The organism is Roseateles sp. DAIF2 (assembly GCF_015624425.1).
Classification (GTDB): Bacteria; Pseudomonadota; Gammaproteobacteria; order Burkholderiales; family Burkholderiaceae_C; genus Kinneretia.
The window spans coordinates 3,254,342-3,274,520 of record NZ_CP049919.1 but is presented as its reverse complement, the minus strand read 5'-3'; the positions used below and the strand labels follow the sequence as shown (position 1 = coordinate 3,274,520).

At 70.8% G+C, this 20,179-nt stretch carries 21 protein-coding genes; 9 read left to right on the top strand and 12 right to left on the bottom strand.

Translation table 11 applies throughout. The features are described from left to right. Window positions 1-38: 38 nt before the first annotated feature. The 6 genes from G8A07_RS15005 to G8A07_RS14980 form a co-directional block, all read right to left on the bottom strand. Window positions 39-1,874: a M56 family metallopeptidase gene (locus G8A07_RS15005; protein WP_195792843.1), complete on the bottom strand. Its 1,836-nt coding sequence runs from the start codon at window positions 1,872-1,874 to the stop codon at window positions 39-41. Continuing rightward, a complete protein-coding gene (locus G8A07_RS15000; RefSeq protein WP_195792842.1) occupies window positions 1,871-2,281 on the bottom strand; it encodes a BlaI/MecI/CopY family transcriptional regulator in 411 nt (136 codons plus the stop codon). The genes G8A07_RS15005 and G8A07_RS15000 overlap by 4 nt, the downstream gene beginning before the upstream one ends. A 64-nt stretch (window positions 2,282-2,345) precedes the next feature. After that, a complete protein-coding gene (locus G8A07_RS14995) occupies window positions 2,346-2,939 on the bottom strand; it encodes a membrane integrity-associated transporter subunit PqiC (protein ID WP_195792841.1) in 594 nt (197 codons plus the stop codon). After that, window positions 2,936-3,988 carry an MlaD family protein gene (locus G8A07_RS14990; protein ID WP_195792840.1) on the bottom strand — a complete coding sequence of 351 codons (1,053 nt, stop codon included), beginning with the start codon at window positions 3,986-3,988 and terminating at the stop codon, window positions 2,936-2,938. Before G8A07_RS14990 ends, G8A07_RS14995 begins: the two co-directional genes overlap by 4 nt. Beyond that, window positions 3,985-4,734 (bottom strand): ABC transporter ATP-binding protein, encoded by a 750-nt coding sequence (locus G8A07_RS14985; protein WP_195797790.1) that lies wholly within the window; start codon window positions 4,732-4,734, stop codon window positions 3,985-3,987. The genes G8A07_RS14990 and G8A07_RS14985 overlap by 4 nt, the downstream gene beginning before the upstream one ends. Continuing rightward, window positions 4,734-5,600, bottom strand: a complete 867-nt coding sequence (locus G8A07_RS14980; RefSeq protein WP_249937005.1) for an ABC transporter permease — start codon at window positions 5,598-5,600, stop codon at window positions 4,734-4,736. Before G8A07_RS14980 ends, G8A07_RS14985 begins: the two co-directional genes overlap by 1 nt. Before the next feature lie 195 nt (window positions 5,601-5,795). Between G8A07_RS14980 and G8A07_RS14975 the strand changes: the two genes are divergently transcribed. After that, window positions 5,796-6,848 (top strand): choice-of-anchor A family protein, encoded by a 1,053-nt coding sequence (locus G8A07_RS14975; protein WP_195792838.1) that lies wholly within the window; start codon window positions 5,796-5,798, stop codon window positions 6,846-6,848. Window positions 6,849-6,951: 103 nt separating this feature from the next. Here G8A07_RS14975 and G8A07_RS14970 read toward each other — a convergent pair whose 3' ends face one another. Then, on the bottom strand, window positions 6,952-7,158 hold the full coding sequence (locus tag G8A07_RS14970; protein ID WP_195792837.1) for a DUF2892 domain-containing protein: 207 nt from the start codon (window positions 7,156-7,158) through the stop codon (window positions 6,952-6,954). A 255-nt stretch (window positions 7,159-7,413) separates the two neighbouring features. Between G8A07_RS14970 and G8A07_RS14965 the strand changes: the two genes are divergently transcribed. Both G8A07_RS14965 and G8A07_RS14960 read left to right on the top strand, forming a co-directional pair. Further along, window positions 7,414-8,448 carry a zinc-dependent alcohol dehydrogenase gene (locus G8A07_RS14965; RefSeq protein ID WP_195792836.1) on the top strand — a complete coding sequence of 345 codons (1,035 nt, stop codon included), beginning with the start codon at window positions 7,414-7,416 and terminating at the stop codon, window positions 8,446-8,448. Window positions 8,449-8,507: 59 nt separating this feature from the next. Then, complete coding sequence (locus G8A07_RS14960; RefSeq protein WP_195792835.1) at window positions 8,508-8,945, top strand: universal stress protein; 438 nt, start codon at window positions 8,508-8,510, stop codon at window positions 8,943-8,945. 103 nt (window positions 8,946-9,048) lie between these two features. Here G8A07_RS14960 and G8A07_RS14955 read toward each other — a convergent pair whose 3' ends face one another. Continuing rightward, window positions 9,049-9,837: a helix-turn-helix domain-containing protein gene (locus G8A07_RS14955; RefSeq protein ID WP_195792834.1), complete on the bottom strand. Its 789-nt coding sequence runs from the start codon at window positions 9,835-9,837 to the stop codon at window positions 9,049-9,051. A 94-nt stretch (window positions 9,838-9,931) separates the two neighbouring features. Between G8A07_RS14955 and G8A07_RS14950 the strand changes: the two genes are divergently transcribed. Then, window positions 9,932-10,759 (top strand): phytanoyl-CoA dioxygenase family protein, encoded by an 828-nt coding sequence (locus G8A07_RS14950; protein ID WP_195792833.1) that lies wholly within the window; start codon window positions 9,932-9,934, stop codon window positions 10,757-10,759. A 9-nt stretch (window positions 10,760-10,768) separates the two neighbouring features. Here G8A07_RS14950 and G8A07_RS14945 read toward each other — a convergent pair whose 3' ends face one another. Next, window positions 10,769-11,602 carry an alpha/beta fold hydrolase gene (locus G8A07_RS14945; RefSeq protein ID WP_195792832.1) on the bottom strand — a complete coding sequence of 278 codons (834 nt, stop codon included), beginning with the start codon at window positions 11,600-11,602 and terminating at the stop codon, window positions 10,769-10,771. Between the two features lie 117 nt (window positions 11,603-11,719). Here G8A07_RS14945 and G8A07_RS14940 point away from each other — a divergent pair, with 117 nt between their 5' ends. Continuing rightward, window positions 11,720-12,511, top strand: coding sequence for a class I SAM-dependent methyltransferase (locus G8A07_RS14940; protein ID WP_195792831.1), 792 nt, complete (start codon window positions 11,720-11,722; stop codon window positions 12,509-12,511). A 23-nt stretch (window positions 12,512-12,534) separates the two neighbouring features. On the opposite strand, the gene G8A07_RS14935 is transcribed toward G8A07_RS14940, so the two are convergent. Next, window positions 12,535-12,741 (bottom strand): isoprenylcysteine carboxylmethyltransferase family protein, encoded by a 207-nt coding sequence (locus G8A07_RS14935; RefSeq protein WP_195797994.1) that lies wholly within the window; start codon window positions 12,739-12,741, stop codon window positions 12,535-12,537. Window positions 12,742-12,868: 127 nt separating this feature from the next. Between G8A07_RS14935 and G8A07_RS14930 the strand changes: the two genes are divergently transcribed. The 3 genes from G8A07_RS14930 to G8A07_RS14920 all read left to right on the top strand — a co-directional run bounded on the left by G8A07_RS14930 (window position 12,869) and on the right by G8A07_RS14920 (window position 17,472). Further along, window positions 12,869-14,953 carry a c-type cytochrome gene (locus tag G8A07_RS14930; protein WP_195792830.1) on the top strand — a complete coding sequence of 695 codons (2,085 nt, stop codon included), beginning with the start codon at window positions 12,869-12,871 and terminating at the stop codon, window positions 14,951-14,953. Window positions 14,954-15,022: 69 nt separating this feature from the next. Then, entirely contained in the window at window positions 15,023-16,849 is a 1,827-nt protein-coding gene (locus G8A07_RS14925) for a PhnD/SsuA/transferrin family substrate-binding protein (protein WP_249937004.1), read from the top strand. Further along, entirely contained in the window at window positions 16,846-17,472 is a 627-nt protein-coding gene (locus G8A07_RS14920) for a response regulator transcription factor (protein WP_195792829.1), read from the top strand. Before G8A07_RS14925 ends, G8A07_RS14920 begins: the two co-directional genes overlap by 4 nt. Here G8A07_RS14920 and G8A07_RS14915 read toward each other — a convergent pair. Continuing rightward, window positions 17,469-18,455 (bottom strand): GlxA family transcriptional regulator, encoded by a 987-nt coding sequence (locus G8A07_RS14915; protein ID WP_195792828.1) that lies wholly within the window; start codon window positions 18,453-18,455, stop codon window positions 17,469-17,471. The genes G8A07_RS14920 and G8A07_RS14915 overlap by 4 nt on opposite strands. Window positions 18,456-18,586: 131 nt before the next feature. Here G8A07_RS14915 and G8A07_RS14910 point away from each other — a divergent pair, with 131 nt between their 5' ends. After that, window positions 18,587-19,774, top strand: a complete 1,188-nt coding sequence (locus G8A07_RS14910; protein WP_195792827.1) for an acetylornithine transaminase — start codon at window positions 18,587-18,589, stop codon at window positions 19,772-19,774. A gap of 6 nt (window positions 19,775-19,780) precedes the next feature. Here the strand turns inward: G8A07_RS14910 and G8A07_RS14905 are convergent, their stop codons facing one another. Next, complete coding sequence (locus tag G8A07_RS14905) at window positions 19,781-20,164, bottom strand: tetratricopeptide repeat protein (protein ID WP_195792826.1); 384 nt, start codon at window positions 20,162-20,164, stop codon at window positions 19,781-19,783. Window positions 20,165-20,179: the final 15 nt, after the last annotated feature.

The following is a 20,179-nucleotide window of genomic DNA, read 5'->3' as shown; positions in this document are numbered from 1 at the left end:
GATGAACAGCGTGTGGGGGAATGCCGTGAGTGGGGTGATCAGCCCTGCAGGGCGTCGCGGATGCGGCTGAGGTCGGCCTCGCGCTGGGCCGCGTCCGGCGCGCCCAGCAGCACGATGCTCAGGCGGCGCCCGCCCTCGCGCAGTTGCAGCGCGACGCAGCGGCCGGCGCTGTCCGACGCGCCGGTCTTGGACAGCAGGATGGGCCAGCCCGGCGCGCCGACCAGCGGGTTGCTGTGGCGGGTCTCGCGCGGCTGGCCATCGATCAGGACCTGGGCGCGCGCGCTGCCGGCCGCCTGCCGGATCAGCGGCTCGGCCTGGGCCGCCTCCAGCAGCCGCGCCACATCGACGGCGCTGGCGCGGTTGCTGTCCGGCGCGCCGCTGGGGTGGCGCAGGGACGCGCTGCGCAGGCCCAGGCGCTGCGCCTTCTCCTGCGCGGCCCGCTCGAAGGCCTGCGGCCCGCCGGGGTACAGGCGCGCCAGCAGCAGGGCGGCCCGGTTGTCGGAGGCCTGCAGCATCAGGGTCAGCGCGCTCGCGCGGCTCAGGCGCTGGCCGGCCCGCAGCGCCGCGCTGCTGTAGGAACTGCCGCGCACCTCCTCGCGCGTGACCAGCAGGTCCTCGTCGAGATCCTGCGCGGCCTCCAGCACCACCAGGGCGGTCAGCAGCTTGCTGATCGAGGCCACCGGCACCGGCTGCTGCGCATCGCGCGCCAGCAGCACCACGCCGCTGTCGGCATCCATCACCAGCACCTGGCGTGAGGCCAGCGCCAGATCGGCGGGCAGCCGGGGGCCGGGTCTTGCCGGCTCGGCGGCGGCATGGGCCTGGCGCAGGCCCGTCGGCGGCAGCAGCCAGAGCAGCAGGGCGGCGCTCGACAGCAGCAGGACGCAGGCCAGCGAGACCCAGGTCTGCGGCCGGCCCGGGGCGGGGCGCATCAGGGCGCGCACGCGCTGCACCAGCTCGCCGCCCTGGGCCGCGGCGGCCAGGCTCGGCGGGCGCGCCGGCTGGGGGAGCTCGGCCAGCGCCTGCAGGGCCCGGGCCAGGCGCTCGGCCGAGCCGAGCTGACGCGCCGCGATCGCGTCGGCGACCAGTTCGCGCTCGATCCGCATCCGGTGCGACAGCCACCAGACCACCGGGTGGAAGAACAGCAGCACCTCGACCAGACGCTGCAGCAGATTGGCCAGATAGTCCCAGCGCCGCACATGGGCCAGCTCATGCACCAGCAGGGCCTCCAGCAGCGGCGCGGGCAGGCCGCTCAGCAGGGCGGCCGGCACCAGCACCACCGGCCGCCACCAGCCGACGGTGAAGGGGCCGCGGCCGGCATCCAGCCCGGCGGGCAGCAGGCGCAGGCCGACGCGCAGGCGCAGGCCCATCTCGAGCGCCCAGCGGTCCAGCTCGCGCTGCCAGGCCGCGGGAGCAGGCTGGCTCGCGCGGCGCCAATTGGCGATGGCGCCCAGGCCGCCCAGCAGGCGCAAGGCCATCAGCGCGATGCCGCCCAGCCAGGCCAGCGCCAGGCCCTGGCGCCAGGGCGTCAGCGCGGGCCAGATGTCGTGTTCATGGACCGGCGCGAGGCCGCCGCCCCGGGGCTGAACGGGGATCAGCCGATGCCCCGGGTCGGGCAGCGCCGCCGCTGCGGCCGGCAGCGCGCGCGCCTCGGCGGCGGACCAGCGCGAACCCAGCTGCAGGCCGGCCAGCAGCAGGCTCAGCAACAGCGCCGCGGCGCACAGCGCATAGCGGCCCTGTGCGCCGATGCGCTGCGGCAGCGTCCACAGCAGCAGGGCCACCAGGGCGCCGAGCAGGCCCAGCTGCCACAGCAGCTGCAGCAGGGTCTCGCTGAGCAGCTGGGCCCAGAAGGGCCAGGAGGCCTGGGTACCGCTCACGAACGGCGCCCCTTGCCTGGCTTGTCGCCATGTTCGCCTTGTTGCAGCAGCTGCGCGATCTCGTCGCGCTCCTGGGCGCTGACCTGGGTGCGCAGCGCGGCCATGATCAGGGCCTTGCCGGAACCGCCGAACAGCTTGAAGGCCATGTCCTTCAGCAGCTGGCTCTGCAGCTTGTCCTGCGCCTGCGCGGCCGCGTAGACATGGGGTCGTTGGCCCTCGTCGCGCGTCAGCAGGCCCTTGCCATGCATCAGCTGCAGCTGGCGCAGTACATTGGCCTCGCTGATCTCGGGGCGGTCCAGCCTCAGTGCCTCATGCGCCTGGCGTGCGGAGCAGGGGCCATGGCGCCAGAGGATGCGCAGCAGGTCGAGTTCGGCGGCGGTCGGCTTGGGTGATGCGGCAGTGCTCATGCATTCAGAATAACTTTTCTAGAAAATATTGTCTAGAAAAGAATTTCTGAACTGCTGATGAGGCTCAGGGCGTCGCGCCGCTGCTCGCCAAGCGCTGCGCCAGCCGCCACAGGGCCAGGCGATGCGCGGCGGCCAGCTGGTCCGGCGCTGGGCCCTCGGCCGGCACCTCGATCTGCGCCAGGCCCGGCCGCAGCGGCGCCTGGCCCTGCGGATCGCTGAGGGTCCAGCGCGCGTTCAATCGCACGCTGCGGCGGTCGGCCGTGGCCTCCAGGCTCAACACCTCCAGGCGCAGCTGGCGCGCCGCCTGCATGCCCGGCGGCAGCGCGCCGCTCCAGACGCGGCCGGGGCCGCGCAGCAGGCCCAGGTCGTTGCCGAGCAGGCGCGGCACCGATTCGCTCAGCGGCTCGGCCCAGCGGTGACCCTCGATCTGCTGCAGGCCGCTGCTGCCGGTGGGCAGCCAGATGACGCTGCGCTCCAGGTACTCCGGCATGCGCACCGGCAGCACCAGCTGCCACAGGCCGTCGGTGGCCGGCGCCACCATGACCACCGGCTCGGGCGGTTCGACGCGCAGCTGGTAGTAGCGCGGCGGGATGTCGGGGCCGCTGGCGCAGCCCGCCAACAGCGACAGGGCTGCCAGCGTTGCGGCGGCAAGTTTCATGGCGCCTTCTCCTTGGCGGGATTGGTCGGTGGCGCGACAGTCGCGTCGGCGGGCGGCGCCTGGCGGCCGCGCAGCAGCGCATCGGGCCGGCGGTCCAGCAGCTCGGCCAGCTCGCGCAGGGCGCGAGCGGCGCGCGAGACATCGCGCAAGGTGTTGTCCAGCTGCAGCACCAGCGGCGATTCGGCATCGGTCTGCTGGCGCAGCGACAGGGCCAGCTGCGACAGCTGCTCCGAGGTCTGCTGCAGGCCGCGCACCAGCGGCGAGTCCGGCGCCAGCAGGGCGTTGGCGCGCTGCGCGGTGCCGGAGAAGCGCTGGGCCGTGTCGTTGATGCTGTCGGCCGCCTGCCCCAGCTTGTCCGAGGTGCGGGTCGCCGAATCGGCCAGCGGGCCAAAGCGGCGGTCCAACTGCTCGCTGAAGCGGCGCAGATTGCTGACGCTGGCGGCCACGTCGCTGAGCGACTGGCGCACCTGCTGGTCGGTGACGATGCCGCGCGCGGTGGCCGCGATCGTCGAGACATCGTCGACCAGGCGGCGGATGTCCAGCCCGTCGATCTGGTTCTTGATCTCCTGGATCGGCGTGTCCACGGTCGGGATCTCCAGCGGCCCCTCGGCGGCATTGCGCAGCCGCGGCTGCTTGTCGGGGCGCAGGTCCAGGTCCACATAGAGCTGGCCGGTCAGCAGGCTCTGCATCGACAGCTGGGCGCGCAGCCCGCGCTCCACCAGGCCCGGCAGGATCGGCACGCCGGTCTTGCCATTGGCCAGGCCGCGGATCGCCTCGGTCTCGATGTCGGCCAGCACCGGGATCGAGAACTCGTCGCGCTGCTTGTCGTAGGCCACCGAGATCGAGCTGACATTGCCCAGGCGCACGCCGCGGAACACCACCGGCGCGCCGACCTGCAGCCCGTAGATCGAGCCGCTGAAATGCATCACGACGCGCTCGCGGCGCGCGAAGATCTCCCCGCCGCCGATCACGATCACCGCCGCGGTGGCCAGGATCAGGCCCAGCACGACGAAGGCGCCGATCAGGGTGGCGTTGCCGCGCCGGCTCATGCCTTTTCTCCGCGGCGCAGGAACTCGCGCACCGGCTCCGGCCCCTGTTCCAGCAGACGCTGCGGGGAGTCCAGCGCGATCATGGTCTTGCTCTGCGCGTCAAGGAAGAGGGCGCGGTCGGCCACCGCGAAGATGCTGGCCAGCTCATGCGAGACCATCACCACGGTGCGGCCCAGGTCGTCGCGCAGATGCTTGATCAGGTCATCCAGCCGCGCCGAGGTCAGCGGGTCCAGGCCGGCCGAGGGCTCGTCCAGGTAGATCAGCTCCGGGTCCAGCGCCAGTGCGCGCGCGATCGCCGCGCGCTTCTTCATGCCGCCGCTGAGCGCCGCGGGCTCGGCATCGAAATGCTCGCCCAGCCCCACCAGCTCCAGCTTGCCGCGGGCCAGCCGCGCGCGCTCCGCGGCATCGCGGTGGTCCCCGAACAACTCCATCGGCAGCATCACGTTCTCTCCCACGCTCATCGAACTCCACAAGGCGCCGGCCTGGAACATCACGCCGAAGCGCCGGCGCAGCCGCGCCTGCACGGCCGCGTCCTCGCTGTGGATGTCCTCGCCGCCATAGCGTACCGAACCCGCCGCCGGCACCTGCAGGCCGATCAGATGCCGCAACAGGGTGCTCTTGCCGCAACCGCTGCCGCCCATGATGGCCAGCACCTCGCCGCGGCGGATCTCGAAGCTGAGGTCGCGCTGGATCAGCTTGCGACCATAGGCCATCGTCAGGCCTTCTACCTGCACCGGGGCCTCCATCACCACCCCAGCCTCTGGAAGGCCACCGTCATCGCCGAGGCGGTGACGACGATCCAGACGATGGCCTGCACCACCGCGGTCGTGACCGCCTGGCCGACCGCCTGGGCGCTGCGTCCGGCATGCAGGCCCTGGCGGCAGCCGGCCAGCGCGACCAGCAGACAGTAGACCGTGCCCTTGGCCAGGCCGATCAGCGCATGGTTCAGGCTCAGCGCCTCGTAGCTGCGGTGCATGAACTCGGCCGGCGTGACGCCGAAGATGCTGACCGCCACCAGCGCGCCGGCCAGCAGCGCGACCAGGGCCGCATACAGGGTCAGGAAGGGCGCGGCCAGCAGCAGGGCCAGCAGGCGCGGCAGCACCAGGTGCTCGACCGGATCCACGCCCATCGCGCGCAGCGCATCGATCTCCTCGTTGGCTTGCATGCTGCCCAGCTGGGCCGCATAGGCTGCGCCGATGCGTCCGGCCAGGATGATGCCGGCCATCAGCGCCGCGACCTCGCGCACCACGCTGATCGCGACCAGGTCGGCGATGAAGGTCTGCGCGCCGAAGCGCTCCAGCTGCACCGCGCCCATATAGGCCAGGATCACGCCGACCAGACCGCTGACCACCGAGACGATCAGCACGCTGCGCGGCCCGGCCTGGTCGAACTGCCAGACCAGGTCCGAACGCCGCATCAGGGCCCGGCCGGACAGCAGGCGACCCAAGGCCTGCAGCACCTCGCCGACGAACTGCCAGGTCAGCCGCGCATCCTCCCACCAGGCCGAGACGCGGTTGCCGATGCGCAGCAGGCGCTGGGAGCGGCGCAGGCGGGCGATCCATGAGGGTGTTGTCGCGCTGGCGTCCCCGGGGGGCGTCGATGACAGGCTCATCGGGCCATTATGGGCCGGCAGCCGCAGCGGCATCTGAAAAGTACATGAACGGTCCTTCGGCCTGCGGGCCTTGCCGGGCGCGCCCCGGGCGTGACTTTGCGCACGAACCCGCCGCCCAGCACCCCGCCTCGGGGTTTACGCGCAGAGGCCGCCCGCCAAGAATGCGAGCTTCCGACAAGACTTGACCCCCATTCGATGAGCTCCAGGCCCCTGAAGACGGTTTCTCCCCTGTTCGCCGCGCTGCTGCTGGGCTTTGCCACCCAGGCCTGGGCGGTAAAGACCGAGACGCAGAACGCGCTGGGCCTGTCCAGCGGCATGAACCTGGTGGTGTTCAAGAATTTCTATGCGCCGTCCAGCGATGTCGAGGGCCGGGTGGCGGTCGGCGGCAATATGGACGTCGGCAGCTACTCGATCAACACCAAGAACGGCGGCTCGGCGCTGTACGGCGGCCAGGGCCTGACCGTGGGCGGCCATCTGAAGGCCGGCAGCGGCAGCTACTGGGGCAACACGGCGGTCGGCGGCAATCTGAACAGCAGCGGCGGCGCCAGCTTCAAGGGCGACGTCAAGGTCGGCGGCAATCTGAATGCCAACAAGCAGTGGCTCAGCGTCGACAGCCTGACCTACTGGGGCCAGGCCACCAATGTGGCCCAATGGCAGAACCCGGCGCCGCAGAAGGCCGCCAAGGGCAGCCAGCTGGATCTGGGCTTCGATTTCGCGGCCGAGCAGACGCGGCTCTCGGGCCTGTCGCTGCAGCTCGACGCGCTGGGCAACAGCGGCACCGCGGGCAAGCAGTGGAGCACCTTCGAGCTGAACGCCCGGGGCTCCAAGCTGGCCGTGTTCGACATCAGCGCCGCCGATGTCAACAACAACCTGTCGCTGCTGAACCTGGGGCAGGACACGACGGTCATCATCAATGTGCATGGCAGCAGCGTCACCTTTGGCGGCCATGGCAGCAGCAACTTCAACGCCGGCCGCGTGCTGTTCAACCTGGTGGACGCCACCACGGTGAACTACAGCGGCGGCATGGTCGCCTCCTTCCTGGCGCCGAACGCCGACTTCAAGACCGGCTCGGGCCATATCGACGGCCAGGTGATCGCCAAGAGCTGGAGCGGCGCGGTACAGGTCAACGACGCGGCCTTCATCGGCAGCATCTCCGCGGTGCCGGAGCCCGGCAGCTACGCGATGTTGCTGGCCGGCCTGGGCGTCGTGAGCTTCGTCGCGGTACGCCGTCGTCGGCGCCTGCGTTGACTCCGGGAGCCGGCCGGCCGCTCATGAGCGACATGGGGCCGGCGCGTTCCACCCTCGGCCGCAAGGCGGGGCATTCCGCCTACCTATCGAACGGGATACCTTCTCAGCGCTCCCGCCGATGCGGCTTTGCTGCGCAGGAGCTCAGTCCGAAGGGCAGATAGGCCGGGCAGACACCGACGAAGCCGGTGAGCAGTGGCAGCAGGCCCAGCCAGCCCCAGCCGCCGATAACGCCGAAGGCAGCACCGCCGACCAGGGCCAGGCCAACGAGTACCCGCACCAGGCGGTCGACCGATCCGACGTTTTGCAGCATGGCATGCTCCTCAGTGTTGGGTGCATGATCGGATCGGCCGCCGCTGCCGCCGTTGATCCCCGTCAAGGTGTTGCAGGGCCAACGTTATCGGCGGCGCCCCCCATCGCAGGCGCAACCACCCGCGCCGGCCGCAAGGCCCCGCGCTCAGTGGCGCGCGCGATTGACGTGGATCAACCCTCACCCGGAGGGCTCTGCCGACACTGGTTACCGCCCGGCACTCGCCGGCCTGACCAACGTCTCGCGGGAGAAATGAGTATGGCCACCATGAAAGCCGCCGTCGTTCACGCATTCGGGCAGCCGCTGCGGCTCGAGGAGGTGCCGATACCCGAGGTGTCGCCGGGGCAAATCCTGGTCAAGGTGCTCGCCTCGGGCGTTTGCCACACCGATCTGCATGCGGCCGATGGTGACTGGCCGGTAAAGCCGGCGCTGCCGTTTATCCCAGGGCACGAGGGGGTCGGCTATGTCGCTGCGGTCGGCGCCGGCGTGAAGACGGTGAAGGAGGGCGACCGCGTCGGCGTGCCCTGGCTCCATAGCGCCTGCGGCTGCTGCGAGCATTGTCTGACCGGGTGGGAAACGCTATGCGACGGCCAGCAGATGACCGGCTACACGGTCAACGGCGGCTACGCCGAGTATGTGCTGGCGGATCCGGGCTATGTCGGTCACCTGCCCGGCAATGTCGATTTCATGGAGATCGCGCCGGTTCTATGTGCCGGCGTGACGGTCTACAAGGGTTTGAAGGTGCTTGACTGCAAGCCTGGCGACTGGGTCGCGATCTCCGGTATCGGAGGACTTGGACACCTGGCCGTGCAGTACGCGCGGGCGATGGGATTCCACGTTGTCGCGGTCGATGTCGACGAGGCCAAGCTCGCGCTGGCGCGCGCGCTCGGTGCAGAGCTGACCGTCAATGCGCGTCGCGCGGATCCGGCCGTGGAACTGCAGAGATCTCTGCGAGGTGCCCACGGCGTGCTCGTAACGGCGGCCTCCCGCGAGGCCTTCGCCCAGGGCATCGGCATGCTGCACAAACGCGGCACCATGTCGATGGTCGGGCTGCCGCCGGGCGACTTCGAGCTGCCGATCTTCGATGTCGTGCTGAATGCCAAGACCGTACGCGGCTCCATCGTCGGCACTCGCAAGGACCTGCAGGAGGCGCTCGCCTTCGCCGGCGAGGGCAAGGTCCGCACCACCGTCCACGAAGCGAAGCTCGACGATGTCAACGGCATCTTCGAGCGTCTGCGCCGCGGCGATGTCGAGGGGCGCATGGTGATGCGAATCGCGGACGACGCGCCATGAACGAGCGATAGGCCAATGTCTCGGCCCAGGGGCCTTGCGCTGGACTCAAAGGAGTAGCGATGTTCAAGCATATCCTCGTCGCCACGGACTGCACGGCGCTTGGGGACCGCGCCATCACGATGGCGCTTCGGCTCGCCGCCGACGCCCGTGTGACCGCTCTTCATGTCGCCCGTGACTACGGGATGGCCGATTTCGCGGCCGCAAGCTTCCAGGCTGGTCGCGACCTCCATGACCTGCGGGAGCGTCTGAGCCAGGCCGCTCAGCGGCGTATCCAGCAGGTCATCGAGCGCTTCGGCGAGTCGGCGCGGCGAATCGAAGCGCGGGTCGCGATCGGTGACCGGCCCTACGAGGAGATCATCGCCACGGCGGACCGGCTCGCGTGCGACCTGATCGTGATGGCGACTCATGGCCGCGGCGCGGTCGAATCGGCCTTGCTCGGCAGTCAGACCTTGAAGGTCTTGTCCTTGGCACGTCAGCCCGTGCTCGTGGTCCGTTGAGAAGCAGCACCGGCATCACGCGCACCTCCTGCTAGCCGCTGGTCGCTCGACGGCAAGGGGCCTCGGGATCGAGGCACGGAACTTGCCGCGGCTGATCACCGGCCTACTGGCACTTCTTCCGCAGATAGGCCTGCGGCGTCATCCCGATCTGGCGCTGGAACATCGCGATGAAGGCCGAGGGGGCGCTGTAGCCCAGCTCCAGCGCGACCTCCTTGACCGCGCGGCCGCGCTCCAGCAGCGCGATGCCGCGCACCACCTTCAGGCGCTGCCGCCATTCATTGAAGGACATGTCGAGGTCGCGCTGGCAGCGGCGCGCCAGGGTGCGCTCGGTCGTGTGCACCAGCGCGGCCCAGTCGGCCAGCGAGCGGGCATCCCAGGGGCGGGCCTGCAGCGCGTTCAGCACCTGGCTCAGCAACGGATCCTGCGACATCGGCAGATAGCTGTCGTGGCTGGGCGTGGCAGACAGCTGGTCCAGCAGCACCTGGAACAGACGCTGCTCCTGCGGGTTGCGCGGCAACTCGATGGCCTGCCGGCGCAGGGTGTCGAGCAGGGCCAGGATCAGCGGGTTGACCGCCATCGTGCAGGCGCGCCGCGGCAGGGCCTCGCACAGGGATCTGGCCACATACAGCGTGACATAGCTGGCCTCGTGGCGGTTGCTGGACACATGCTCCATGCCGGGCGGGATCCACACGCCGTACTGCGGCGGGGCCAGGAAGAAGCGCTGGTCCATGCCGACCTCGAGCACGCCGGCGATCGCGTGCACGAACTGACCCTCCTCATGCCGGTCCGGCGGATCGGCGCTGCCGGCCCGCAGGTGCACGAGCTTGAAGCGCAGCGGAGGCGGCTCATCCAGCTCGCGCTGCGACCGTGCGGAGGAGGGGGCTGGCTTCATCTTGTCCGGCTGGGCCGATGGGTTGTCCGATTCGGCGTATTTGACTACAGGCAGCCACTCTAGACTGGTCTCGTCACTCCAGGAGCTCCGAGCCATGCACCCGATTGCCACCGATCCCTCTTCATCCGCCGCCGAGCTGCGGGAGGCCTACCAGCGCGACGGCGTGGTCTGCCTGCGCGGCGTGCTGCGGCCGGCCGAGGTCGAGCGGCTGCGCGAGGGCATCGACGCGAACCTGGCGGCACCGAGCCCGCGCGCCAAGGTCGCCAGCCGCCCCGACGATCCCGGCTTCTTCATCGAGGACTTCTGCAACTGGCAGGAGAACGCGGCCTACCGGGAGATCATCACCGGCTCGGCCCTGGCGGCCTGGGCCGCGGCGCTGACCGGCAGCACCGCGATCCGGCTGTACCACGACCATATGCTGACCAAGGAGGGCGGCACGCGGCAGCGCACGCCCTGGCACCAGGACCAGCCCTATTACAACGTCGAGGGCAGCCAGAACGTCAGCTTCTGGATCCCGGTGGACCCGGTGTCGCGCGCGGCCACCCTGGAGTTCGTGGCGGGCTCGCACCGGGGGCCTTGGCTGATGCCGCGGACCTTCATGAGCCACGAGGCGAAATGGTTCCCCGAGGGCAGCCTGGCCGACCTGCCGGATATCGAGGCCGATCGCGCGGCGCATGACATCCGCGGCTGGGCCATGGAGCCGGGCGATGCGCTGGCCTTCAATATGCTGACCCTGCACGCCTCGGCGGGGCTGGAACCCGGGCGGCGGCGGCGCGCCTTCTCGGTGCGCATGCTGGGCGACGACATGCGGCATGCGCCCCGGCCCTGGACGACCTCGCCGGAATTCCCCGGCCTGGTCGACGAGCTGCCGAAGGGCGCGCCGATGGAACACCCGCTGTTCCCCCTGCTGTGGCCCCGCTAGGGGCGACGTTCAAGCGCGCGCGGCCGGCTCGCCCAGGAACTCGGCGATCAGCGCCAGCACCCGCTCGGGCTGCTCGCGGTGCGGCATGTGCGCCGCGCCCGCCAGCACCTCCACCCGGGCCGGGCCGGTGCTCAGCGCGCCGATCAGCCGCGCATGCCGGGGCGAGCCATATTCGTCCTGCTCGCCATGGATGGCCAGCACCGGGCAGCCGACGCCGGCCAGGTCCGGCTGCAGGGACCAGTTTGCAAAACCCGGGGCCAGCCAGGTCTCGGTCCAGGCCTGCAGCACCCAGCGCGCCTTCTCGCCGTGATAGCGCGCCAGCCGGGCGAACTGCGCGGCATCCTTGAACTGCTCCTTCGCGACCCGGATGCCCTGCAGGGTCAGCTGCTCGGCGAAGACCTGGGCGGCGATCGTGACCAGGGCCTCGCAGCGTGCCCGCAGATGCGCGGCGCAGAGAATGGCCATGCCGCCGCCGACGCTGTGCCCCATCGCGACGAAGCGCTCGATGCCGAGCCGCTCCAGCAGGGCGGGGACCTGGATCTCGGCCTCCTCGGCGACGAAGCGCAGCGAGGGCGCATCGTGACGGGCGTCGGACTGCCCGAAGCCCAGGCGGTCATAGGCGATGACGCTGCGGCCGGTGGCCGCGCTCAGCGCAGCGGGAAAGTCCCGCCACAGCGCCACGCTGCCCAGCGAGTCATGCAGCAGCAGGATAGGCGCCGCGGCGGCATCGGCCGACTCGGGCGTCCAGCGGCGGGTGTAGATCCGGCCCTGCTGCGGGAGCTCGACCCATTGCTCGCGCTCTGCGGGACGGGGAGATGTGGCTGTGTCTGACGGGGTTGGCATGGACTTCTGATCTGGTGGGGCGGCAGGGCTGCCTATTTCATCATCGTCGCGAGCGGCCGTGGCAGGAGGACTCGCACGCGTCCTGGACGAACGCTCGTGGAGGCTATGCTGCGCGATATGAACACCACCGTCTTCGAACACAACCGCGCAGCCTGGGATCGAGAGTCGAAGCTGGATTCCGAATGGTCTCGGCCCGTGGACTCCGTCGCGGTCGACAAGGCGCGCGGCGGCCAATGGGAGATTCTTTTGACGCCGCAAACCCCTGTGCCTCGCGCCTGGTTCGGCGATATAGCGGGCAAACAGGTCTTGTGCCTGGCTTCCGGCGGCGGCCAACAGGCGCCGATCCTGGCGGCGGCCGGCGCCAGGGTGGTCAGCCTGGACGCCTCCGACGCACAGCTGGCCAAGGATCTGGAGGTGGCCACGCGCCACGGCCTGGACCTGCGTTGCGAGCAAGGGGACATGGCCGATCTATCGAGATTCGGTGATGAGGCCTTCGATCTGATCTTCCATCCCTGCTCGAACTGCTTCGTGCCCGACGTTCGTCCCGTCTGGTCGGAGTGCTTCAGGGTACTGAAGCCAGGTGGGACGCTGCTGGCGGGCTTTCTCAATCCAAGCTTCTATCTTTTCGATCATGACCTGAGTGATGGCGCGCAGGGTCTGCAGGTTCGATACAGGCTGCCATTCTCCGATCTTGACTACCCGGACGATCCGGCAGTCCAGGCCAGGCTTCAGCGGGGCGAAGCGCTCGAGTTCGGCCATACCCTGGACAGCCTCCTCGGCGGGCAGATGCGTGCGGGACTGATGCTCGTCGACATGTTCGAGGATTGGTGGTCCGATGAGGCGACCCCGCTGAACCGGCATAGCCCGACATCGATCGCGACCCGCGCGATCAAACCGCCGGTGGGGTAAAGCGGTACAGAGATCCCCATTGCTCACAGCCAGCGCCCGACACGGGCCGCGTAGGCCTCGAAGGCCGCGCCAAAGCGCTGCCGCAGGGCGGCCTCCTCGGGGCGGATCTGGAAGCGCGTCAGGTACAGGTGTGCTCGTAAGGATGCAGCATGAATCCTGGCGCCGCTACAGACGCAAACACCTTGCGGGGCCAGGTCTTGCCCGTTGCGCCAGATCAAGCCGCCGGCCATTTCGTGCGCCAGGTGGTCTGCGCCAGGGAGAACCCGGTACGGCATGCCGCAAGCTCCCGGCTGTCGGCGCCGCAGTTGGGGTCCTACCCTCCAGTGAAACCCTGATTACTGGACGGTCGCGGACTCCATGCCAAACAACACCTCATCATCAACAAGCCGCCGCGGGAGGCGGTACCTGCTTCTTCTGGCTCTGCTGGCGCTGGCCGGCGTCCTGGCGTTCTGGCTGGCCCTGCCGCCGCCGGTGGCGGTGGCCGAGCTGAACGAGGGCCGGGCCGATGCAGCGCTGCTGGAGCAGGGGCGCTATGTGGCCCAGCTGGGCGACTGCATCGCCTGCCATACCGCGCCCGGCGGCGCGGAGTTCGCCGGCGGGCGGCCGCTGGAGACGCCCTTCGGCACCCTGTGGTCGACCAATATCACGCCGGACGCCAAGACCGGCCTGGGCGGCTGGTCCTATGGCGAGTTCGACCGCGCGATGCGCCGGGGCGTGGCCGCGGACGGGCATCGGCTCTATCCCGCGATGCCCTATCCCTCCTACGCCAAGATGACGGACGCCGACATGCGCGCCCTGTGGGCCTATCTGCAGCAGGGCGTGGCGCCGGTGGCGCAGCCCAACAAGCCCGCGGCGATGCAGTTCCCCTTCAACCTGCGCCTCGGCCTGGCCTACTGGGATGCGCTGTTCGCGGAGAAGCGCGCCTTCAAGCCGGACCCGCGGCGCGATGCCGCCTGGAACCGCGGCGCCTATCTGGTGCAGGGCCTGGGGCATTGCGGCGCCTGCCACACGCCGCGCGGCATGGGCTTCCAGGAACTGGCGATGAGCGAGGCGGGCCCGGCCGGCAAGCGCTTCCTGGCCGGCGCGCGGGTCGAGCAGTGGAACGCGATCGAGCTGCGCGACCTGTGGACCGAACCGGACATCGTGGAGCTGCTGAGGACCGGGCAGAACCGCCATTCGACCGCCTCCGGCAGCATGACCGAGGTGATCCTGCATTCGACGCAGCATTTCACCGACGCCGACCTGGGCGCTATCGCCAGCTACCTGAAGTCCCTGCCGTCCGACCGGCCGAAGGTCGCGCCGCCGATAGCTGATGCCGGCGCGCCGCCGGCCGGGCTCTACACCACGGCTGGCGGCCTGGGCTACGCGCAGTTCTGCACCGACTGCCATCGCGCCAACGGCGCCGGCGTCAAGAGCATCTTTCCGGCGCTGGCCGGCAACTCGACGGTCACGGCCAAGGATCCCGCCACCCTGATCCACATCACGCTGACCGGCTGGAAGACCGCCGCGACCGGCGCCCATCCGCGCACCTACACCATGCCCGCCTTCGCCCGGCTGAACGACGCGGAGCTGGCGCAGATCCTCAGCTTCGTGCGCGAGTCCTGGGGCGAGGGCGCGGGGCCGGTGCTCGAGTCCGAGGTGGCCGCCGCGCGCAGGAGCCTGGACCCGCGGGTCGACCGCAGCCCCTTCGAGACGCCGCGCCTGGCGCGCATGCTGGCCGAACCCCATGCCGAGCAGCTGGTGCGGGGCATGCAGCTGAACGCGGACACGCGCGAGCTGCTGCCGCGCCATGTCGGCAACCAGCTCAACTGCGCCTCCTGCCACCTGAATGCCGGGACGGTCGCCGATGGCTCGCCCTATGTCGGCATCGCCGCCTTCTTCCCGTCCTACGCGCCGCGCGCCGGCCGGCAGATCACGCTGGAGGACCGCATCAACGGCTGCTTCCGTCGCTCGATGAATGGCAAGCCGCTGCCGGTCGACTCGGAAGACATGAAGGCCATGGTCGCCTACTTCGACTGGATGAAGGGCGAGACGAAACCCGCCGACAAGGTGCCGGGCCGCGGCGTCGGCAAGCTGAACCCGGCCCTGGTCCCGAATGCCGACAACGGCCGCAAGGTCTATGCCGCCCAATGCGCCGCCTGTCATGGCCAGGACGGGGAGGGCCTGCGCGACGCCGCCGGGCGCATGGTCTACCCGCCGCTGTGGGGCGAGGATTCCTTCAACATCGGCGCAGGCATGGCGCGCACCTTCACCGCGGCGGCCTTCGTCAAGCGCAATATGCCGATCGGCATGCACGAGAAGTTCCCGCTGGGCCAGGGCGGCCTGTCGGACCAGGACGCACTCGACGTGGCCGAGTACTTCAGCCATATGCCGCGCCCGGACTTCCCCGACAAGGTCAAGGATTGGCCCAAGGACCCCAAGCCCAAGGACGCCCGCTATTGATCCAGCGCAAGCCAGGGCCGCGGTTCGCCCGCACGGGCGGTGCGGCGGCCCTATGCTTGCGGCCTGGTGATGGAACAGAAGAAGAACAAGCGGCGAGCAGGATGGTGGATGTGGGCGCTGGGCATGGCCCTGGCGCTCGGCGCGAGCAGCGCCCGGTCCGATGCTGCTGCAGAGCGGCCCGAGGTGCGCATCGGCGTGCTGGCCTACCGCGGCGCGGAGCGCGCCCTCGACGAGTTCTCGCCCACGCTCGCGCATCTGAACCGCGCGCTGCCGCAGCGGCGCTTCGTGCCGGTCCCGCTGGACCCGGCGGCGCTGGCCGCGGCGGTGGCCGGGCGCAGGCTGGACTTCGTGATCACCAACCCCGGCGACCATCTCCAGCTGGCCGCGGAGTTCGGCCTCACCCGCCTGGCCACCCTGGAGGGCCGGGGCTGCGCGGCCACGGTGGCCTCCACCGTGATCGCGCCGGCGCGCCCGGGCCATCCGGTCCGGCTGGATCAGCTGCAGGGGCGCCGGCTGGCCGTCGTGTCGGCCGAGGCCTTCGGCGGCTGGCGCGTGATCTGGCGCGAGCTGCAACAGGCCGGCCTCGGCCCGAAGCAACTGCCGGCACTGCTCGAGACCGGCTATCCGATGACGCGCATCGTGGACGCGCTGCGCGACGGCAAAGCCGATGCGGGCGTGCTGCGCAGCTGCCTGCTGGAGGAACTGGTCGCCCAGGGCCAGGTCTTGCCCGGAGAGTTCATCGTCGTCGGTGAGCGGAAAGCGACCTCGTCCGACCCGTCCTGCCGCCGGTCGTCGCGCGCCTATCCCGACTGGCCCTTCGCCCGGCTGCCGCATACCGCGCCCGAGCTGGCCAAACGCGTGACCGCGCAGCTGCTCGCGATGGGGCCGGCCCAGGGGCAGGGCTGGACCGCGGCGCAGGACGATGCCGAAGTCCAGGCGCTGTTCCGCGAGCTGCGCATCGGTCCCTACGAGTATCTGAACCGCACCACCCTGCGCGATCTCGCGCGCGACTACTGGGGCCTGCTGGCGATCCTGGCGCTGGGGCTCTTGTGGTGGCTGGTGCATGCGGCGCGGGTCGAGCGCCTGGTGCGGCGGCGCACGCAAGAACTGACCCTGGCGCTGCGGGCCCGCGAGGCGGCCGAACGGGAGGCGCGGCGGCATCGCGAGGAGCGCGACCAGTTCGCGCGCCTGGGCATGCTGGGCGAGATGGCGTCCAACATCGCGCATGAGTTCAACCAGCCGCTCGCCGCGATCGCCAACTATGCCGGCGGCATCCAGCGCGCGCTGGACCAGGGGCGGGCCGGGCCCGACTTCATCCGTAGCGGTGCACAGGGCATTGCCGAGCAGGCCGAGCGCGCCGCGGCCATCATCCGCCGCATCCGCGGCTATGTGCGGCGGCGCGGCATGCAGCCGGCACCGCAGGACCTCAATGCGCTGGTCGCGGCGGCCGCGCGGCAGTTCGAGCCGCTGGCCCGGCTGTGCGGAGTGCGGCTAGATCTTGCCCTGCAGACCGGGCTGCCGCCGGTGCTGGCCGATGCGATGGACATCGAGCAGCTGCTGATCCAGCTGCTGCAGAACGCCACCGACGCGATGACGCAGGGCGCCACGCCGGCGGCGCGGCGCCGCATCGAGATCACGACCCGCCGGCTGGAGGGCGCGGCCGAGGTGGCGGTGCACGACCAGGGCCCAGGGCTGTCGGCCGAGGTCGAGGGCCGGCTGTTCGATGCCTTCTTCACCACCAAGCCACAGGGCCTGGGTCTGGGCCTGTCGATCTGCCGGACCATCGTCGAGCGCCATGGCGGGCGCTTGTGGGCCGACGGAGCTGAGCCACCGGGCGCCACCTTCCGCTTCACCCTTCCCCTGGCCGAGGAGACCCGGCCGGGCACGAGCTCATGAACGACGACATACCCCTGGTCCTCATCGTCGACGACGATGCCGCGCTGCGCGGCTCGATCGCCTTCCTGCTGGCCTCGATCGGCCTGGAATCGCAATCCTTCCCCGATGCCGCCGCCTTCCTGGACGCCTTCCCGCCGCCGGCACCGCTGCGCCCCGGGGCCTTGCTGCTGGATGTGCGCATGCCCGGGCTGAGCGGGCTGGAGCTGCAGCGCCTGCTGCGGGAGCGCCGCTTTCCGCTGCCGATCCTGATCATCACCGGGCATGGCGAGGTGCCGATGGCCGTGCAGGCGCTGAAGAGCGGCGCCCATGACTTCATCGAGAAGCCGTTCCAGGAGCAGGCCCTGCTCGATGCGGTGAGCGCCGCGATCCGGCGCTCGATCGAGACGCTGGCCCGGCGTGAGTGCGAACGGCGCCACCTGGAGCGCTGCGCCCGGCTGGGCCGCCGCGAGCGCGAGGTGCTCGACAGCGTGCTGGCCGGCGCCTCCAACAAGCTGATCGCCGAGAGGATGGCGCTGTCGGTCAAGACCGTCGAGGCCTACCGCGCCGCGGTGATGAGCAAGATGGAAGCCGGCTCGGTGGCGGAGCTGGCGATGCGGATGGCGACGGCCGGGGCGGGGCGCTAGCTTCCGCCAGAGGCCTCGGCCCGCCGGAACGCGCTGGGCGGGCGGCCGAGCAGGCGCTGGAAGGCCCTTCGCATGCGCTCCGGGCTGCCGAAGCCGCAGTCCTCGGCGATGCGCTGCACCGAGGGCTGGCCGCCCTCCAGGGCGGCACGCGCGGCCTCGACGCGCAGGCGCTCGACGACATGGGCCGGCGTGGCCCCGGTCTCGGCGAGAAAGCAGCGCGCGAAATGGCGCGGGCTCATGCAGGCGCGCGCCGCCAGCTCGTCCACCCGATGGTCGAGCCGCAGGTTGAGCCGCACATGCTCCAGCAGCTCGCCAAAGCGCCCCTCGGGCCGCTGCAGCTCCAGCAGCGGCGAGAACTGCGATTGCCCGCCCGGGCGCCGCCGCTCGACCACCAGCTGGCGCGCCGCCTCGCGCGCCACCTCCTCGCCGCAGTCATGCGCGACCAGGGCCAGGCAGAGATCGATGCCGGCCGTCATGCCGGCGCTGGTCCAGAGCTCGGGCAGGCGCCGCGACCGGCCGCGCACGGCGGGCTCCTTGACGAAGATGCGCTCGGGCTGCAGCCGCACCGCCGGGAACTCGTTGGCGAACTGCCGGCTGCGTGACCAATGCGTGGTCGCCGTCCGATGGTCCAGCAGGCCCGCGGCGGCCAGCAGCAGGCTGCCGCTGCAGATGCTGGCGATGCGCGCGCCGCCCTGGCTGGCACGCCGCAGCCAGCGGATCAGCCGCACATCGCGGCAGGCCGCATCGATGCCATCGCCGCCGATCGCCATCACCAGGTCGGCATCGCCGCCCGTCCGCGGCAGCGCCTGCACGGGCCAGTCGACACCGGCCGAGCTGCGCACCGTGCCGGCGGTGCTGGCCGCCAGGCGCCAGCTATAGCTGTCCGGCCGCTGCAGCCGCGCGAGCTCGAACACCGCCATCGGCCCGGCCAGGTCCAGTTGCTGGAAGCCGGGGAAGAGGATGAAGACGATGCGATGGGCCATGGCGGATTCTGACGGATGGGTGGCGCATCATGGCAGAAAAGGTGGGAACAGCGTCATGGCTGCCGGCGCCCGGCTTGCGCACACTGCGAGGCATCCGCAACCCCAATGCGACCCGCAGGTCGCCCGCAACCATGAGCGAACAAGGCAAGGCCCTCATCACCATCACCAGCCGGCCCGAGCTCGTGTTCGCGCAGGGGCAGGGATCCTGGCTGGTCGACGAAGGCGGCAAGCGCTACCTCGACCTGGTGCAGGGCTGGGCCGTCAACAGCCTGGGGCACAGCCCCGCGGTGATCGCGCAGGCGCTGGCGACGCAGGCCGGCCGCCTGCTGAACCCGAGCCCGGCCTTCTACAACCGGCCGATGCTGGACCTGGCCGAGCGCCTGGTCGAGCTGAGCTGCTTCGACCGCGTCTTCCTCGCCAGCTCGGGCGCCGAGGCCAACGAGGGGGCGGTGAAGCTGGCGCGCCGCTGGGGCCGCAAGATGCGCGGCGGAGCACACCAGATCATCGGCTTCGAGAACGGCTTCCATGGCCGCACCCTGGCCATGATGAGCGCCTCCGGCAAGCCGGGATGGGACAGCCTCTATGCGCCGATGCCGGCGGGCTTCGCCAAGGCCCGGATGAACGACATCGCGTCGGTGGAACGCGCGGTCACGCCCGACAGCGTGGCCGTGATGATCGAGCTCGTGCAGGGCGAGGCCGGCGTGAACCTGGCCGATCCCGGCTTCGTGCGGGAACTGCGCGCCCTGTGCACCGAGCGCCAACTGCTCTTGATCGCGGACGAGGTGCAGACGGGCATCGGCCGCTGCGGCCGGGCCTTCGCCTACCAGCTGTTCGATGTGGAGCCGGACCTGATGACCCTGGCCAAGGGCATCGGCGGCGGCGTGCCGCTGTCCGCGCTGCTGTGCAAGGAGCGCTTCAACTGCTTCGAGCCCGGCGACCAGGGCGGCACCTACTGCGGCAACCCGCTGATGGCCGCGGTGGGGCTGGCGGTGGTGAACGAGGTCTGCCGCGAGGACTTCCTGGAGGGCGTCCGCCGGCGCGGGCAGTATCTGGCGAGCGGACTGCAGCGCCTCGCGCGCGAGCACCATCTCCCGGGCGAGCGCGGCGCCGGACTGCTGCGCGCGCTGGTGCTGGCCACCGACCAGGCCGAGCAGGTCGTCACCGCGGCGCGCGCGCTTGAGCCGGTCGGGTTGCTGCTGAACGCACCGCGCCCGAACCTGCTGCGCTTCATGCCGGCCCTGACGATCAGCGAGGCGGAGATCGACGAGGCGCTGGCGATGCTGGGCCGCGTGCTGCGCGACATCCTGCACCGAGCTTGACCGGGGTCAGGCTTTCGAGGCCGGGTCGGCGGCCAGCTTGGCGCGCGCGCGGCGCTTCAGGAACACGTTGATCTCCTTGGTCGACTGCAGGTCGCCGCGCTGTTCGGCCGCGGCGAGCCCTTGCCGCCAGGCCGCCTCGGCCTCGTCGCCGCGATCCAGGCGCTCGAGCGCCTTGCCGAGCAGCTTCCAGGCCGCCGAATAGGCCGGATCCTGGCGCGTGGCCTCGCGCAGATGCTCCGCGGCGGCCGCCGGCTGCTCCTCGTGCAGCAGGGCCTGGCCCAGGCCGAAGCGCAGCAGGGCGCCGTCGCGGCCGCTGGCCAGCAGGCGTTCGAGATTGGCGCGCAAGGGGTTCGGCGCCGCCGGGGGTTTTTCTTTCTCTTCGGATGTCATGGCCGGAGCATGCCC

Coding starts and splice junctions, on each gene's coding strand:
- G8A07_RS14970 (WP_195792837.1), bottom strand. CDS start 7,158: ATGCTGCAAAACGTCGGATCGGTCGACCGCCTGGTGCGGGTACTCGTT.
- G8A07_RS14920 (WP_195792829.1), top strand. CDS start 16,846: ATGAACGACGACATACCCCTGGTCCTCATCGTCGACGACGATGCCGCG.
- G8A07_RS14945 (WP_195792832.1), bottom strand. CDS start 11,602: ATGCCAACCCCGTCAGACACAGCCACATCTCCCCGTCCCGCAGAGCGC.
- G8A07_RS14935 (WP_195797994.1), bottom strand. CDS start 12,741: ATGGCCGGCGGCTTGATCTGGCGCAACGGGCAAGACCTGGCCCCGCAA.
- G8A07_RS14930 (WP_195792830.1), top strand. CDS start 12,869: ATGCCAAACAACACCTCATCATCAACAAGCCGCCGCGGGAGGCGGTAC.
- G8A07_RS14905 (WP_195792826.1), bottom strand. CDS start 20,164: ATGACATCCGAAGAGAAAGAAAAACCCCCGGCGGCGCCGAACCCCTTG.
- G8A07_RS14980 (WP_249937005.1), bottom strand. CDS start 5,600: ATGAGCCTGTCATCGACGCCCCCCGGGGACGCCAGCGCGACAACACCC.
- G8A07_RS14950 (WP_195792833.1), top strand. CDS start 9,932: ATGCACCCGATTGCCACCGATCCCTCTTCATCCGCCGCCGAGCTGCGG.
- G8A07_RS14990 (WP_195792840.1), bottom strand. CDS start 3,988: ATGAGCCGGCGCGGCAACGCCACCCTGATCGGCGCCTTCGTCGTGCTG.
- G8A07_RS14965 (WP_195792836.1), top strand. CDS start 7,414: ATGGCCACCATGAAAGCCGCCGTCGTTCACGCATTCGGGCAGCCGCTG.
- G8A07_RS14940 (WP_195792831.1), top strand. CDS start 11,720: ATGAACACCACCGTCTTCGAACACAACCGCGCAGCCTGGGATCGAGAG.
- G8A07_RS14975 (WP_195792838.1), top strand. CDS start 5,796: ATGAGCTCCAGGCCCCTGAAGACGGTTTCTCCCCTGTTCGCCGCGCTG.
- G8A07_RS14995 (WP_195792841.1), bottom strand. CDS start 2,939: ATGAAACTTGCCGCCGCAACGCTGGCAGCCCTGTCGCTGTTGGCGGGC.
- G8A07_RS14915 (WP_195792828.1), bottom strand. CDS start 18,455: ATGGCCCATCGCATCGTCTTCATCCTCTTCCCCGGCTTCCAGCAACTG.
- G8A07_RS14955 (WP_195792834.1), bottom strand. CDS start 9,837: ATGAAGCCAGCCCCCTCCTCCGCACGGTCGCAGCGCGAGCTGGATGAG.
- G8A07_RS14925 (WP_249937004.1), top strand. CDS start 15,023: ATGGAACAGAAGAAGAACAAGCGGCGAGCAGGATGGTGGATGTGGGCG.
- G8A07_RS14910 (WP_195792827.1), top strand. CDS start 18,587: ATGAGCGAACAAGGCAAGGCCCTCATCACCATCACCAGCCGGCCCGAG.
- G8A07_RS15000 (WP_195792842.1), bottom strand. CDS start 2,281: ATGAGCACTGCCGCATCACCCAAGCCGACCGCCGCCGAACTCGACCTG.
- G8A07_RS14960 (WP_195792835.1), top strand. CDS start 8,508: ATGTTCAAGCATATCCTCGTCGCCACGGACTGCACGGCGCTTGGGGAC.
- G8A07_RS14985 (WP_195797790.1), bottom strand. CDS start 4,734: ATGGAGGCCCCGGTGCAGGTAGAAGGCCTGACGATGGCCTATGGTCGC.